Here is a 13,262-nt window from a genome sequence, read left to right as displayed (position 1 = left end):
CCTGTGACTGTAGCTAGGGCGGTTCGGTTGAGATTTTTTTTCTCTTTTAGCGCCTCAATTATCCGGGCGATAACATAGAGATCAAGCTTGGAACTCGACTTTTTCGAACTCGACACTAAACCACCGCAACTCCCAAACCAACATATCTAACGCACGCAACTCTCGATAGCGTCTCAGAAAATCTTTGCCAAGCACAAAGACTACAACTAAAACAGCAATAAACCCCCAAAAGAAAGCTCCAGACAGTACTGATTTATGCAAAACTATCAGCGTTAAGCTATTCCATGCAAGCTCAAAAGTAGCCACTGAAATAACCAAACATGCCCCAGCCTTAAGAAGACTATATATTGCGTAGCCAAACCGTGCCATAGAGATATCTTCCAAGGTCTTTTCCCAATTCAGTTCCCCCAATAGTTTTAGAGTAGAGGCGAAGCCTTTAGAAATTTCAGGACGCCATTCACCTACTTTAACGGCGTTGATTTGTTTTCGCATATATAATATCCCACAGGCAAGACCCACCAGTGGAATCAGGGATGCCAAAAATCCCGCTACAAACATAGGGTTATTGGGGCCGGGTTCTAATCCGTAGATGTCAAATACCGTAAGTAGCGCTAAGAATGTTGCTATTGAACCTCCGATGATAAGCATAAAGGGTTTTAGTGAACGTGCTATGGCGTTGTATTTTTTGATATGATCAAGTGTTTCCATTAATTCTGTGACTTTTGAAGTTATTCGTTCATCAGTGATCATTTTGAGCCCTTCAAATGTGTCTGTTTTTAAGGGAATTAACATCCTTTGGGCGATATAAGTAAGACTCTTTTTAAGTACGGAGCATTTGGCTATGTAAACCCTAATCGAGTTGTTGCCTGTTATTTGCTATCTCAACGGAATGATCAGATATTTATCTGCTAAATGCATAGGGTTATTATTTGCTTATCAGCACTTTGAGCTATGTGGGCTGATATACAACATGGGTGACAAACTATTTCCTGAAGCTAAATCTTCAGAGCAGGTTCCCCCAAACGCTACGTCTGTTTTACACAACTCCTCCTATCCACCTATGTATATGCATTATCCTTCAGTGTTCGATCTCGCCGTAATTAAAGTTGGAGGAAGCTTAGCCCAAAACCCCGAAAAACTCCGAACTTTATGCGAAAAAATAGGTGCATTATCTATGAGTCATCGACTAGTTGTGGTGCCTGGTGGTGGTGAATTTGCAGATACTGTGCGTCAACTCGATGATCGCTTTTTGCTATCTGGTAGAGCATCACATTGTATGGCTGTTTTAGCCATGGACCAGTACGGCTTGTTACTAAATGATTTAACCGCTAACTCAGTTGTTGTACAAGGGCTAAGGGAAACCCAAACTGCACTGGCTCAGGGAAAGTTGCCGATTTTTCTACCCTCCCAACTCTTGTTCGCTGAAGATCCCTTGGAAAACTCTTGGGAGATTACCTCTGATTCTATAGCTCTCTATCTCGCCACCAAACTTGAAGCACAAAGACTACTCTTAGTTACTGATGTGGATGGTATCTACACCCAAGACCCCAAAAGATACCCCGATGCTGAGTTAATTAAAAAACTAACTCCACATAATCTTGTAGAGCTGTCTATGCGCACAAGTGTGGATCAGATGTTGCCCAAACTACTCTTAAAGCAGCCGATGGATTGTTTTGTAATAAATGGATTGTTTCCTCAACGCACCATAGACGTTCTAGCTGGGCAACCCGCAGTTTATACCTTAATCAGTACGTCGCTTTGAGGTTGCCTGAATATTTGCTGGTGACATAACAGTTGCCAGTTTCGGTTTCTCTTTTAATCCGGTAAGTTTCTGTAGCTCTATCCATTTATCCAAAAACGCCTGTCCCTTGCTGGTTATGAAGAATTTTTGTCTATTGTCTCTTTGAACCTGTAGTAGCCACTGCCGCCCAAGTAGTTGTATGAGATAATTCTGAAGCATCGAGTAGGATAAGTGAGTTTGGTGCCGAATGAAGGTTTGAGTCTGGGGGGTTTTGCAGATAACAAGTATATCTGCGATAATTTGTATACGGTCTCGTTTATGGTTAAAAGCCACGCCTATCGCCTACTAGTTGGCGAACCGCTAAACAATTAAACGTTTGTTGTAACCCTTGAGTAGTCACAGAAGCTGTAAATGGCAAGATAGAAAAAAGAAATGGAGTAGTTGCACTAGATTTTTTGTTTGTCTATGACTTGTCTGATGGTATTGCCGCAGCAGTCATAGAGTGCGATGGTTAGTTGGGTTCGTTTACCGTTCTTGTCGGGTTTGCCGGCCATTTTCCAGGTTTTCTTTGCGGTCTTTACTTCTTTTCCACAAGCGGGACATTTTGCCATGACTGTTCTCCTATTATCTGTAATGTGTGTATATCTTTAAAAGATTTCCTTTGATCGACTTCTAACATAACTAAGATATACCCATTTTATGAAGAAACCATGGCTAAAATCTGACTTTTATGTTAGCAACCAAGTGCTATGTGTTATACGTGTTTGCAGACTTTTAGGCTCAACTACAAAATATCTATTGTTGATCTCTATTGAGTGACCAAAAACTCGACGTTGCCATCGTCTTAGGTAGAAACGGTCCTTGAAGCGAAACAGTTGTTTCTGACACCCAAGACAAGCGTAATCCCGAGATAGCTAAAACGCATTTGACCCTCAATAACTAAAAAGGGGTTGTTGCCTAATAGCGTCTGAAAATGGTTATGCTTCAACTACTTCGGCGTTTTTATGTATGTTTACCTCTCCGTTGCCATCCGTAACATAGCCGACTTCAACATGTCGGATTTTGCGCTTATCTAATTCGCTTTGTAAATCATCGGTGTCTTTTTTGGCAATAGCGATTAGTATGCCGCCTGCGGTTTCCTTTGATTCACCGCTTAGAAGTGGATATCCAAAAATCTCTGATAATACGGGTGTGCCGCCGATAACCCAAAGCTTATCGATAATGATGTTTACTCTACTCAACTCGGCCATACTTGTTGCATGTCCTTTGAGCCCAAAGCCTGTGACATCGGTGGCGGCATGGACCGGGACCTGTTGCATAGCTTCTGCGACGGATTTATTTGAGGTAATCATACCTGTGATGGCTTGGTTAATTGTTCTCTCCAAAAGGTCGTCTGGTATGTCTTTTAAAAGTTCACGATCTTGCGCTTCTTTACGCAGACGATAAGCGGCCATAGCTGGAGCAATTCCTATGGGTTTAGTGAGGAATAATCGATCGCCCGGTTTAGCCCCTTTGGTGTAGACTATTTTTTTAGGATCCCCGATCCCTGTTGCGGCGCCGCCGATGATCGGCCAGGGATTGCGGATAGTATGTCCCCCAACAATTGGGGTATCTGTCTCACGGCAAAAATCTCCAAACCCCTTGAGCATACCAACGGCGAGTTCGCTTGGCATATTCTCCGGATAAGCCATAATCGTCAGGATACTGGCAATTTTAGTTACTGCCATGGTATAGATATCGCTTGTAACGTTGCTACCTGCGATCCTGCCCTGAATCTCGGGTTCATCCACCATTGGTGTAAAAAAGTCCAAGGTGTTAAGAATTGCTGTGTTTGACGTAATTTGAATAACACTGCTGTTCTCCCCAGGCCCCGCCAACACCTCTTCACCCAAATCAACGTTTAAACCCGCTTGATTGATAAGTTCACCCAGTTGATACTGGGGCAGTTTACAGCTGCAACCATGAACAGGAACCGCTTTAGTTAAGCGATAACTCATCGTACTCTCCTCCTATAGTTCATCTATTTGTACCAATAAAAACTTGATTATACTCTAAAAAATGGATAATAACCCTAAACATACCGCTCTATCTATTCATCTATCTTTGTTTAGCTAAAGTCGGTTTGTCGGTGGCTAATTCATCAAGTATAACCAGTGCTTCGCCAAACGGCATACCTAGTCGCTCAGAGAGCTCAGTGGCGGTGATGTCTTTTTGAGCAGGTAGAATTGTGTCACGGACATATGCTTTATGGCTAGGATACATAGCGGCGACGTGGACGGTTTCCACAAGCAGTTGCCAGAGGCGATCTTTTGAGTACTCTTCCAAATCCATATCGATACCAGACTAATTTACCTACTTGATGAAACAGAAAGATAAATCTGTCTTATACCCTCTAACACTGTGAGGAATATTTTTGAAAGTAGCTATATACCGTGGTGTAAATCAAGTTCAAATCGAAAACGTTCCCCTGCCCCCAATCAAAGCTGGACGGGTACTTGTTAATTTTGTGGCAGGCAGTATTTGTGGCACTGATATGCACTTCTATCGTGGCGATTGGCGATGGATGAAAAAGGGCCGCATACTTGGACATGATGCCTGCGGTATACGAACCGATACCGGCGAGCGGGTAGTTATGGTTCCCATGGTTAACTGCGGCCACTGCTACTTTTGCCTTCACGGCCTGCCCTCCTACTGTACCCGAGGCAAATTCTATGGCTTAACCCGAGATGGATTCTTTGCAGAATCCAAAGCAATGCTACCCCGAAGTCTCATAACTATGCCCTCAAATATTAGCGATGAAGAAGGTGCCATAGTGGAGCCCGTTGCATTGGCGCTACGGGTACTTAATTATCTACAGCCAAACTTGGGTGACTGGGTAACTGTGGTGGGGCAGGGCGCCATAGGTTTGCTGATGACCCAGATTGCATTGTTAAAGGGGTGCCGAGTTATAGCCGTGGATTTGGAAAATTACCGCTTAGAGTTTGCACAGAAATACGGTGCAGACATCACTATAAACGCCCAAAAAGAAAATGTTATCCAATCAGTACGTAAACTAACTAAACATGGCTCTGATTTTGTGATTGAAGCCACTGGAAACATAGCGGCGGTGGAGCAGACACCGTTTTTGGTACGTAAAGCCGGCAAAGTAGCGCTTATAGGTGAATCGAGAGGCCGATTAAACTTGGCGGATGCTGATGAAGCATCATTTTTCACTATGTATATTTCACCAATAGAATATCCCGCCGCAGTAGAGATGATTGCACGCGGCTTGGTAGATGTGAAGGGCTTGATTACCCATCGCTTTAACCTCGACGAATTCGAGCAAGCACTCCAAACAGCCAATACCCCCTCTGAGAAACCGCTAAAAGTCATAATTGCCCGTTAAGCAAATGCTTTATCTTGGTTTCACATTTTACCCCTGTGATTGCTATGTTGATCGAAACCTTTAGTGTTGGCATGTTATCCACCAACTGCTATCTCGTCAGTTGCTCTCAAACAAAAGAAGCAGTCATCATTGATCCCGGGTTAGATTCCCTCTTTGAAACAAAACTAATCACAGATTACATAGACCAAGCCGGCTTAAAGATCAAATACATCCTAAACACCCATGGCCACTCCGACCACATTAGAGGCGATAGCATCCTGCAAAAAAAGTACAATGTTCCAATCTGCATCCACCCCCAAGATGCCTACTTTTTAGCAGACATAGACACCCAAGGCCAGCCGGCTCATATCCTGCTTGAAGAGAACAGTTTAATCAAATTCGGCGATGAAACCCTAAAAGTTCTCCATACCCCCGGCCACACCCCTGGTAGCATATGTCTCCTAAACGAGCAGGTGGCATTCACAGGCGATACCCTATTTGCGGGCACCATTGGCCGAACAGATTTCCCCGAAGGTTCCCACAGTGACATGATGCGCTCCTTGCATAAAATTGACGCCTTACCCGATTCTTTGCAAGTCTACCCCGGACACGGCGAAACCTCAAAAATTGGAAACGAAAAAAGAGTAAACCCCTTCCTAAACCACTAACTGGTTCTTTAGGCGCTGGGCGTTTGGCTGAGTTCTTGCAATGCCCGTAGGCGTTTAATGATGTTTGGATGGGTAGAAAAGACCTCCAAGAACCGGTCACCCGACGTAGGTTGCCTTGCAAGAGTTTCTCTGAGCCGGTCTTTTTTATTTGTGGCTTTGGAGGTGTGGAATTTTTCGGCATCGGCATTGTTTTGATCAGGATCGGCAATAAAGAGTGCCTTGTAGGCTGAGTTGTTTTTAGTTTGTTCTTTGTTGGATCTGCTGGTGTTACGTCTGCTTGTCTCAGTGATGGTGACTAAGCCCATGGAGAGCTTTTCAGCACCGTTCTCAACAATTGAGGCACTATGACGATCCGCATAATACTCTCGTAGCCGGCTAAGATAGAGCGTAAATAGCGTTAACACCCATGAGAAGACCATAAATCCAATTCCAATTAGCGCGTTGTTGCCGCCGCCTTGGTTTTTGCGGTTCCCACCAAAGATACCTGAGAGCATCATAGTGTAGCCGATATAGTAGAAAAGAGACGGCAAAAACGAGACCGCCATCATGACTTGAACATCGCGATGTTTTAGGTGCCCCAATTCATGACCTAAAACGGCTTCAACCTCACCTTCCTCGAGGTTACTTAGCAGTCCCTGGGTTATGGCGACCCGATTACCGGTTAGAGGCGAACCATACGCAAATGCATTGGGCAATGGAATTTGAGCAAGCATAAGCTGAGGCTTTTTGATTTTGCTTTTAATGCTTAGCTCTGTAACCATTTGATGTAGTTTGGGGTTGTCGCCTTCTTTTAGTTCTCTAACTTTGTATATGGCACCTACCAAGTAGGGTGAGAGAAGCCACTGGGCAACATTTACGATCACAACTAGTATGCCCACAGTTATTATGCTAAAGTAACCCACATAGAGCATAACCGCTGAAAAAACTAGGGTTGTTAACCCAAAGATGGCGGCTAATGTAGCAACCATAGAAAAATGAAGCTTCCAAGCACTCATCTAAACTCACTCTAATTGAACCTTTGGATTCATATAACTTTTATGCGAACCCACTGTTACATTTGCAGTTTACTTGTTTTACTCAACCCCATCCGTAGAGTAAAACCTGTTATAATAAAGCCTTAACTCAATTGATTCTGCAAATGTGTGGACCCAAAAATTGTTGTAGCTTGCTAATCAGCATTGAGATTTTGCGTTGTTATAGGTTTTGTTCACAATGCTTTATATTTGACAAAAGTCTAGCAATATAGTAGTAGATGCATGACTTGAGTTAATCAAGATGCTTTTTTGGTTTATTGCTTGGTTGTGTTTTGATGAAAGATAAACTTGTAATTGTAGGTGGCGGTGAAACAGCCGAGTTAGCGTACGAATATTTTACTCAGGATTCCAACTATGAGGTTGTCGCTTTTTCTGTTGAGCGTGCCTATCTTGGTAATAAAACGCTTTTTGGGTTGCCGGTGATTCCCTTTGAAGACATTGAGAACCTCTATGAGCCCTCAAAGTATGCACTGTTTATAGCCATATCCTTTACTGAGCTTAATCGGATAAGGACTCGGCTCTATTTGCAGGCAAAAAGTAAAGGCTACAAACTGGCTTCCTATGTTAGCTCAAGAGCCTTTGTGTGGCGGGATGTGGAAATCGGTGAGAACTGTTTCATATTTGAAAACAATACCCTACAGTATCGCACAAAGATAGGTAACAACGTAACCCTGTGGTCAGGCAACCACATTGGTCACCGCAGTGTCATTGGTGATAACTGTTTTATCGCCTCACAGGTTACTATCTCGGGGTTTTGTCAGGTCGGTGAGAGTTGCTTTATTGGCGTTAATGCTTCTTTGGTGAACAACATCAAAATCGCCAAGGACTGTATAATTGGGGCCGGTTCAGTTGTTTTAAATGACACCTTTGAGGGATTAGTGTATGTTGGTAATCCTGCCCATCCCCTGCCTAACCGAACGAGTTTCCAAGCTCTAAATGTCACTGCAGAAACACAACCCCTAGTAACTATGGTTGAGGAGAAAATTCTCTCCTCGGTTATAGCTAAGCCTGTTTCTGCGCTAAACCTGCCGGTGAATCAAACCGGCTGATGCAAAAAGTTAGGTGTTTGAGTTGATGAATAGGCAGCTTGATTTGGTTACTTCGATGTAGGTGTTTTTGATTTTTGATTTTAGGTAGTTTAGAAAGGTTGTTGGGTTTTCGATTATGGGTTTTATGTTGTAGTTTTTGTCTTTTTTAAATGATGTTATGAATTCGTATAGGTAGTCTGCGTTATTTATTCTTAATGAATTGATGTATTTGACGCATTCTATGTTTTTAAAAAAGGGTTGTAGAATAGTTTCTCCGTTTTCTAAACAAAACTTTTTATTTGCACCATTTAGCGGAAACACCACATCAGAATCAAACTCTAACACCAACTCTTTTAACTCTTGGAGATGATCCAAACCCGAAGTTGTTGCATAAAAGTAACCTTCCGGTTTTAAAACTCTCACTACCTCCGATAGAGCCGCTTCAACATTATCACTATGGTAGAGCATAGTGTTAGCCAAGATTCTATCAAAAAAACCTGCAGAACAAGTAATGTTTTGAATATCTATAACCTTAAAACTATACTGACTGGTCTGGTTGTTTATTCGTTCTCTGGCTTGGTTTAAAAAATCTTCAGAGACATCCGAAACCAAAACAGAAACCCCAAACGGAACACGCTCAGCATTTTTAACCCACATCTCACCATTACCCGCACCCAATTCAAGCACCCTATGCCCCGCTCTAACATCCATCAAATCAAAAATCCAATTAAACCAATTAGTACCATTAGTTGAAAACCTATCATGCAATAAAATCCGACAATTAAGATTATACTCCTCACAACTATCCACAACATTCACCAACCTAAACCTTAAACACACCACACAACAAAAGCTACAGCAAAATAGCCTGCACGGTGATTATTCTTTATGTATTTTGTGATCTTTGGTTAGGCTGATATAGAGCTCTGGATCAAGATAGCGCTTAGGTGTGTATGCTTTAGCAAAAATCCCACTAACAATCATTGTTTGCGCCAAAAGCCCCTCAAACTCACAATCAACTAAACTCAAACCAACTTGATTAATTTCCCCTTTTCTATGCATATAACCACACCAAATAGCCTAATAACTGCAACATATAGTTTACTCGATAACCAGTAGTTTCAAATGTGTTTGATCCATTAACTATAACAGGGCTATTTGAAAAAATCTATCAACTGCATTTTTGCCCGCCGATAGGTAAAATGGCCGTTCTCTTTTTCATCAATAACAACTGGTGCAACACTTCACCGCATACCCCATCGCTGTATTTTTAAGTCTCCTAAAAGTTTCGATGGTCGTTCTGTGTTGATGAATTTGGAGATTTTCCTCTAATGTAGGTTTAAAGCAATATGGTCAGTAAAAGAATCTGGGTGATCTAATGGGTACACAGTTTAGTTTTATGCGAAAGGTAATCAGCTATAAAACAACGGAGTCGTGGACCACAATTCCACATATAACTTTTATTTATGAGGCTGATGCAACCGAAATGCTGAATGCATTTGATAACTTAACTGAAAAAAATCAAAAGTTCAAATTGACTCTAAACACTTTATTACTGAAAATATTTACCGAAGCGGTCAAAGCTGCGCCGCAGGCGAATGCTCATATAAAATACCACTCTAAACGTATTACTGGCGAGATTGAAGTCATAAAAAATATCGATATATCTATGCCATGGTTACTTGAAAATAACGAAATTGTTGTTATAAATTTAAGAAATTTTGAAGATAAAACGCTTGTAGAAATGCAAGAATATATTAACAAAATTGCACAGAGAATAGGTAATTGCAACATTCATATTCCGCTGTACCGAGTTTCTGTCAGCAGTATGATAGACGAAATAAAAAAAGGACATTTGTTAAAAGCCCTGAATGCATTTTTAGGGGCCGTTTTTGATAAATCAAAACCTAACAAAAAAGAAATGAAAGAATATGACCAGATCCCCATAGAAGATAAAATAATCCCCTCTGATCTGCAACCTGGAACGATTACAATCTCTAATTTAGGTGCGGCTTGTAAGGGGTTAAATGGATTTATGGGCATTTTAGAGGTTATCCCTCCCCAAGTTTTCGCAATAGGCATAGGCTGTATTCAAGAAAAGCCCTGTGTAATAAAAAATGAAACTAACCAAACATCTATTGAGGTGCGAAAAGTGCTTCCTCTATGTTTAGGATTTGACCACCGAGCTTTGAATTTTGGCGAGATAGTGCCCTTTATTCAAAAACTGGAGTATATTTTCAAGCATAGCGAATTACTCGGGGATTGGTATTCCAAGTGAACTGTCTCCAGCCTACCCGCCAAGCAAAGCTGACTAAATTTTTTGTTACAACTACACTTTGTTGTTGCTAACGACGTTTACGTGTCAATCTATTTATTTTGGGCCCATAGCGTTGTGGTCTCTTAAAAGGTGCCTTTTGGAGTACTGCATGTCATAACCGCTTAAATATCTCATCTGCCCTTCCTAACTCACGGAGACGCCCTGTATGACTGAAAAGCAAGATTGGCAACACCTCTATATGCTCCTCAAACTCGCTGAAACCGGCGCCTATAACCGAACCGCCAAAATCTCAACGGAGTACTTGGCCAAAAAACTAGGCATCAGCCAGCAGACCGTTTCACGCTACCTCATTGATTTGGAACATAAAGCCTGGATAGGGCGCATCATAACCCCTGATGGTAGTCTCATAAAAATCGAGCCCCTAGGTGCTGGAGAACTCCAAAAACTCTACAGTAGCCTCAAAATTTTGATGGAAAAAACCTATCCCCCCTCAGTCACATTAGAAGGCACCGTCTTTACCGGTTTAGGCGAAGGTGCCTACTACATATCCAAATCTGACTACAAAAAACAGATTGTCGAAAAATTAGACTTCGAACCCTACCCCGGAACCTTAAACATTAAACTATCAAGCGATTATGACCTCAAAACCCGCCTAGACCTCGAAGCATACCCCGCAGTAGAAATCACCGGATTCCAAAATGAGTCCCGTAGCTTTGGCCTTGTCAAATGCTACCCCGCCATAATCGGCGGCAAAGTCAAAGGCGCCCTAGTGGTAGCAGTTCGTAGCCATTATGACACCTCAGTTTTAGAAATCATAGCCCCCGTCTGTTTGCGCAAACAACTAGACCTCAAAGACGGCCACAAACTCAAAGTAGAAATCTGCACCATCCTCTAAAAGCTAAAACGGTGTGTTGCGGTACTTAAATTCCCATGAAATCTGCTGTTCAGGTTTACGCCGAGATGCTATCCAATAACCCAAAATAAGGCCCAAAACTAAGCCCCCTAAATGCGCTAAAATATTTACATTCTCACCAGTATTGATGATAAACAAGAAAAATGCAAACATTAGCGCGCCCACGATGGATTGACGAACCGCCCGCCTATCATAGATTAGATAAGCCCCAAACAAAGCAAAAATAGCACCTGAGGCTCCAACAGACACAAAATATACCCCGCCGGGCGCCACCCCCATTGCTAACGAGAGTACATTACCTGCTAAACCACCCAGCATATATATCCCTAAATATTCTGATAGCGAAAACATGCTCTCTGCTTTTTGTCCAAAGATAAACAAAAAAATCATGTTACCCGCAAGATGAAAAATTGAGGCATGGATAAACATCGATGTAAAAAGTTGCCAGACGGCGCCTTGAAACACAAGAAAATTAACCTGCCCCCAAACAACTATGACACTGTTGGGTGTTTGTAAGATGTTTCCTCCGATTATGACTCCTGCAATATAGATAGCCACATTTAGCATGATGAGAATAACAGTGGGCCTATATTTCTCACAATTCATAGCTACGAACCATTGCCGGCAAGTTTGTCAAGTATTTGCTGTTTAATCTTTGAGGAGCTGTCTAAAGTATTTTCCCCAAATTTACTGATACGAACAACCAAAATGGGTTGATTATGTGTTGCTATGTATTCTTTGACTTCCTGCTCCATTGATATTTGATCATAGCCCAAAGCAACAATGTCAGGCTGGATTTGTTCAATAACTTCCCCAATTTCTAAACCCTCAAACCCCAACACGGCCTCATCAACCACCCTTAGCGATTCCACAAGAGCACACCGCTGAGTCTCACTCATGATAGGCTTTATACCTTTGAGCTTCTCAGCAGTACTGTCACGGGCAACAATAACGACTAATTTTGCGTTTATGCCGCCTGCTTTTTTTGCATCTTCAAGAAACCGCACATGCCCCAGATGTAGCAAATCAAAGACGCCTGAGGCAATCACAATTTTTCGGTTGGATTTTCTTGTTTGGTTGGCCATTGGAAATTCACCGCACCCATCAATCTAAGCGCGTCAAGTAGCCCCTCGCAGTAAGCCACCGACGTCAAACTGGTTCCAAGCTTATTTTCTGCTTTATAATACTTTGCATCCTCCAAATAATCAACAGCCCAGCGCAAAACCTCTTCAACAGTTTGCTCCTCGACACTAAAGGGCGTTGGATTGCGTTTAAGTTCAGAGAGCACCTTCTCAGCTGAGACAATGTATTTGTTGGTAAGATACTCTATGCTCATCTAACAAGACTCCTAAACTCCACCGGTGCCCCAGCAAAAGCACAAAGCGCCTCAACTTCCATAAAGTGCAAATCTCCCGGGATGATGAGACTAAACGGTGGTTCACCAAAATCAAATCCAACCACATCTTTGACAAACCCCGCTTTAACCACCGGGCTGTTACTGCCTGCTCTTGCAATACCCACCGCTGGCGTGCGAGGGGTTATGGTGTTTTGTTTCTTTTTCTCCTCCATATTTAGCAGTTGTTCTAGAGCGTCTTTAATGGAGAGATAGCGGTTCTCGGCTTGTCTTAGATCCAAAAGACACAGTGTATGTAGGCCCAGTTTTTGATTTTGAGATATGACATTGTAGGGTGTCTCTGAAAAGTTATCTGCAAAGGGCACGGTGACGGTTTTGCCAAACTTGTAATTATGCAAACCCGAGAGACTCACAATCGCTGACATGATCGATATGCCATGAACAATACGTGTGGTGATGCCTTGTTTTTCTGCATCGATACGCAGGATGATATGGGTTGTAGCAATAAAGGGATCCCCAGGCACCAAAAAAACCGCTTTCCCAACTTTGGCCGCTTGCAGAATAGATCTGCCGCTTTCCTCCTCAAGATCACTTCTGGTGAGCATCTGAATTTTTCTACCACACAACCTCACTAAGCGCTCTAGGCTAAAATCAGGCATACGACTGGTGTAGGTCTCCATAAATATTGCATCGGCACTTTTGGTTTCCTCTAAACCCCTAAGCGTGATGCCCTTTTCATCGTTTAACCCTAACCCTACAAATACTAGTTCACTCAAATCCAATCCCAGCATGTAGAGGAAACTCTAACATAAGAAGTTATTTTTCTTTGATCTGTCCCTTAATCAGCTCATCATTTGCTTGACAGACTCCACAGACACACCT

At 42.4% G+C, this 13,262-nt stretch carries 18 protein-coding genes; 6 read left to right on the top strand and 12 right to left on the bottom strand.

Going from position 1 to position 13,262, the window contains the following annotated elements:
- Positions 1–81 precede the first annotated feature (81 nt).
- A complete protein-coding gene (locus FWF39_RS01445) occupies positions 82–750 on the bottom strand; it encodes a hypothetical protein (RefSeq protein ID WP_343381657.1) in 669 nt (222 codons plus the stop codon).
- A 220-nt stretch (positions 751–970) separates the two neighbouring features.
- Here FWF39_RS01445 and FWF39_RS01440 point away from each other — a divergent pair, with 220 nt between their 5' ends.
- Positions 971–1,762, top strand: coding sequence for a delta 1-pyrroline-5-carboxylate synthetase (locus FWF39_RS01440; protein ID WP_343381656.1), 792 nt, complete (start codon positions 971–973; stop codon positions 1,760–1,762).
- On the opposite strand, the gene FWF39_RS01435 is transcribed toward FWF39_RS01440, so the two are convergent.
- From FWF39_RS01435 to FWF39_RS01420, 4 genes are all read right to left on the bottom strand, one after another.
- A complete protein-coding gene (locus FWF39_RS01435) occupies positions 1,742–2,074 on the bottom strand; it encodes a winged helix-turn-helix domain-containing protein (protein WP_343381655.1) in 333 nt (110 codons plus the stop codon). The genes FWF39_RS01440 and FWF39_RS01435 overlap by 21 nt on opposite strands.
- A 113-nt stretch (positions 2,075–2,187) precedes the next feature.
- Entirely contained in the window at positions 2,188–2,352 is a 165-nt protein-coding gene (locus FWF39_RS01430; RefSeq protein WP_343381654.1) for a chorismate-binding protein, read from the bottom strand.
- 366 nt (positions 2,353–2,718) lie between these two features.
- Complete coding sequence (gene selD / locus FWF39_RS01425) at positions 2,719–3,738, bottom strand: selenide, water dikinase SelD (RefSeq protein WP_343381653.1); 1,020 nt, start codon at positions 3,736–3,738, stop codon at positions 2,719–2,721.
- Positions 3,739–3,838: 100 nt separating this feature from the next.
- Positions 3,839–4,072, bottom strand: coding sequence for a hypothetical protein (locus FWF39_RS01420; RefSeq protein WP_343381652.1), 234 nt, complete (start codon positions 4,070–4,072; stop codon positions 3,839–3,841).
- 82 nt (positions 4,073–4,154) lie between these two features.
- On the opposite strand from FWF39_RS01420, the gene FWF39_RS01415 reads away from it, so the two are divergent.
- Positions 4,155–5,126 carry a zinc-binding dehydrogenase gene (locus tag FWF39_RS01415; protein WP_343381651.1) on the top strand — a complete coding sequence of 324 codons (972 nt, stop codon included), beginning with the start codon at positions 4,155–4,157 and terminating at the stop codon, positions 5,124–5,126.
- A gap of 44 nt (positions 5,127–5,170) precedes the next feature.
- Positions 5,171–5,773: an MBL fold metallo-hydrolase gene (locus FWF39_RS01410; RefSeq protein ID WP_343381650.1), complete on the top strand. Its 603-nt coding sequence runs from the start codon at positions 5,171–5,173 to the stop codon at positions 5,771–5,773.
- Between the two features lie 8 nt (positions 5,774–5,781).
- Here FWF39_RS01410 and FWF39_RS01405 read toward each other — a convergent pair whose 3' ends face one another.
- The gene (locus tag FWF39_RS01405) at positions 5,782–6,768 is read right to left on the bottom strand and encodes a zinc metalloprotease HtpX (protein WP_343381649.1); all 987 of its coding nucleotides are present in this window, start codon (positions 6,766–6,768) and stop codon (positions 5,782–5,784) included.
- Positions 6,769–7,082: 314 nt separating this feature from the next.
- Between FWF39_RS01405 and FWF39_RS01400 the strand changes: the two genes are divergently transcribed.
- Positions 7,083–7,856 carry an acetyltransferase gene (locus tag FWF39_RS01400; RefSeq protein WP_343381648.1) on the top strand — a complete coding sequence of 258 codons (774 nt, stop codon included), beginning with the start codon at positions 7,083–7,085 and terminating at the stop codon, positions 7,854–7,856.
- Between the two features lie 9 nt (positions 7,857–7,865).
- Here the strand turns inward: FWF39_RS01400 and FWF39_RS01395 are convergent, their stop codons facing one another.
- Positions 7,866–8,645 (bottom strand): class I SAM-dependent methyltransferase, encoded by a 780-nt coding sequence (locus tag FWF39_RS01395; protein WP_343381647.1) that lies wholly within the window; start codon positions 8,643–8,645, stop codon positions 7,866–7,868.
- A gap of 69 nt (positions 8,646–8,714) precedes the next feature.
- Positions 8,715–8,897, bottom strand: coding sequence for a hypothetical protein (locus tag FWF39_RS01390; RefSeq protein ID WP_343381646.1), 183 nt, complete (start codon positions 8,895–8,897; stop codon positions 8,715–8,717).
- Positions 8,898–9,213: 316 nt separating this feature from the next.
- On the opposite strand from FWF39_RS01390, the gene FWF39_RS01385 reads away from it, so the two are divergent.
- Positions 9,214–10,113, top strand: a complete 900-nt coding sequence (locus tag FWF39_RS01385; RefSeq protein WP_343381645.1) for a 2-oxo acid dehydrogenase subunit E2 — start codon at positions 9,214–9,216, stop codon at positions 10,111–10,113.
- Between the two features lie 205 nt (positions 10,114–10,318).
- Positions 10,319–11,008 carry a DUF120 domain-containing protein gene (locus tag FWF39_RS01380; RefSeq protein WP_343381644.1) on the top strand — a complete coding sequence of 230 codons (690 nt, stop codon included), beginning with the start codon at positions 10,319–10,321 and terminating at the stop codon, positions 11,006–11,008.
- 3 nt (positions 11,009–11,011) lie between these two features.
- Here FWF39_RS01380 and FWF39_RS01375 read toward each other — a convergent pair whose 3' ends face one another.
- Genes FWF39_RS01375 through dph5 form a run of 4 tightly spaced genes read right to left on the bottom strand, consistent with a single transcriptional unit; the run spans position 11,012 to position 13,156 of the window.
- Positions 11,012–11,632 (bottom strand): rhomboid family intramembrane serine protease, encoded by a 621-nt coding sequence (locus FWF39_RS01375; protein WP_343381643.1) that lies wholly within the window; start codon positions 11,630–11,632, stop codon positions 11,012–11,014.
- 2 nt (positions 11,633–11,634) lie between these two features.
- The gene (locus FWF39_RS01370) at positions 11,635–12,111 is read right to left on the bottom strand and encodes an adenylyltransferase/cytidyltransferase family protein (RefSeq protein ID WP_343381642.1); all 477 of its coding nucleotides are present in this window, start codon (positions 12,109–12,111) and stop codon (positions 11,635–11,637) included.
- Positions 12,072–12,362, bottom strand: coding sequence for a DUF357 domain-containing protein (locus FWF39_RS01365; protein ID WP_343381641.1), 291 nt, complete (start codon positions 12,360–12,362; stop codon positions 12,072–12,074). Before FWF39_RS01365 ends, FWF39_RS01370 begins: the two co-directional genes overlap by 40 nt.
- Positions 12,359–13,156 (bottom strand): diphthine synthase, encoded by a 798-nt coding sequence (dph5, locus tag FWF39_RS01360; RefSeq protein ID WP_343381640.1) that lies wholly within the window; start codon positions 13,154–13,156, stop codon positions 12,359–12,361. Before dph5 ends, FWF39_RS01365 begins: the two co-directional genes overlap by 4 nt.
- Positions 13,157–13,262: the final 106 nt, after the last annotated feature.

This window comes from Candidatus Bathycorpusculum sp. (genome assembly GCF_009778815.1).
Lineage (GTDB): Archaea > Thermoproteota > Bathyarchaeia > Bathyarchaeales > Bathycorpusculaceae > Bathycorpusculum > Bathycorpusculum hydrogenotrophicum.
This window is presented reverse-complemented; position numbering and strand designations above follow the sequence as displayed.

Coding starts and splice junctions, on each gene's coding strand:
- FWF39_RS01405 (WP_343381649.1), bottom strand. CDS start 6,768: ATGAGTGCTTGGAAGCTTCATTTTTCTATGGTTGCTACATTAGCCGCC.
- FWF39_RS01430 (WP_343381654.1), bottom strand. CDS start 2,352: ATGGCAAAATGTCCCGCTTGTGGAAAAGAAGTAAAGACCGCAAAGAAA.
- FWF39_RS01370 (WP_343381642.1), bottom strand. CDS start 12,111: ATGGCCAACCAAACAAGAAAATCCAACCGAAAAATTGTGATTGCCTCA.
- FWF39_RS01410 (WP_343381650.1), top strand. CDS start 5,171: ATGTTGATCGAAACCTTTAGTGTTGGCATGTTATCCACCAACTGCTAT.
- FWF39_RS01390 (WP_343381646.1), bottom strand. CDS start 8,897: ATGCATAGAAAAGGGGAAATTAATCAAGTTGGTTTGAGTTTAGTTGAT.
- FWF39_RS01375 (WP_343381643.1), bottom strand. CDS start 11,632: ATGAATTGTGAGAAATATAGGCCCACTGTTATTCTCATCATGCTAAAT.
- FWF39_RS01445 (WP_343381657.1), bottom strand. CDS start 750: ATGATCACTGATGAACGAATAACTTCAAAAGTCACAGAATTAATGGAA.
- selD (WP_343381653.1), bottom strand. CDS start 3,738: ATGAGTTATCGCTTAACTAAAGCGGTTCCTGTTCATGGTTGCAGCTGT.
- FWF39_RS01420 (WP_343381652.1), bottom strand. CDS start 4,072: ATGGATTTGGAAGAGTACTCAAAAGATCGCCTCTGGCAACTGCTTGTG.
- FWF39_RS01385 (WP_343381645.1), top strand. CDS start 9,214: ATGGGTACACAGTTTAGTTTTATGCGAAAGGTAATCAGCTATAAAACA.
- FWF39_RS01400 (WP_343381648.1), top strand. CDS start 7,083: ATGAAAGATAAACTTGTAATTGTAGGTGGCGGTGAAACAGCCGAGTTA.
- FWF39_RS01365 (WP_343381641.1), bottom strand. CDS start 12,362: ATGAGCATAGAGTATCTTACCAACAAATACATTGTCTCAGCTGAGAAG.
- FWF39_RS01380 (WP_343381644.1), top strand. CDS start 10,319: ATGACTGAAAAGCAAGATTGGCAACACCTCTATATGCTCCTCAAACTC.
- FWF39_RS01440 (WP_343381656.1), top strand. CDS start 971: ATGGGTGACAAACTATTTCCTGAAGCTAAATCTTCAGAGCAGGTTCCC.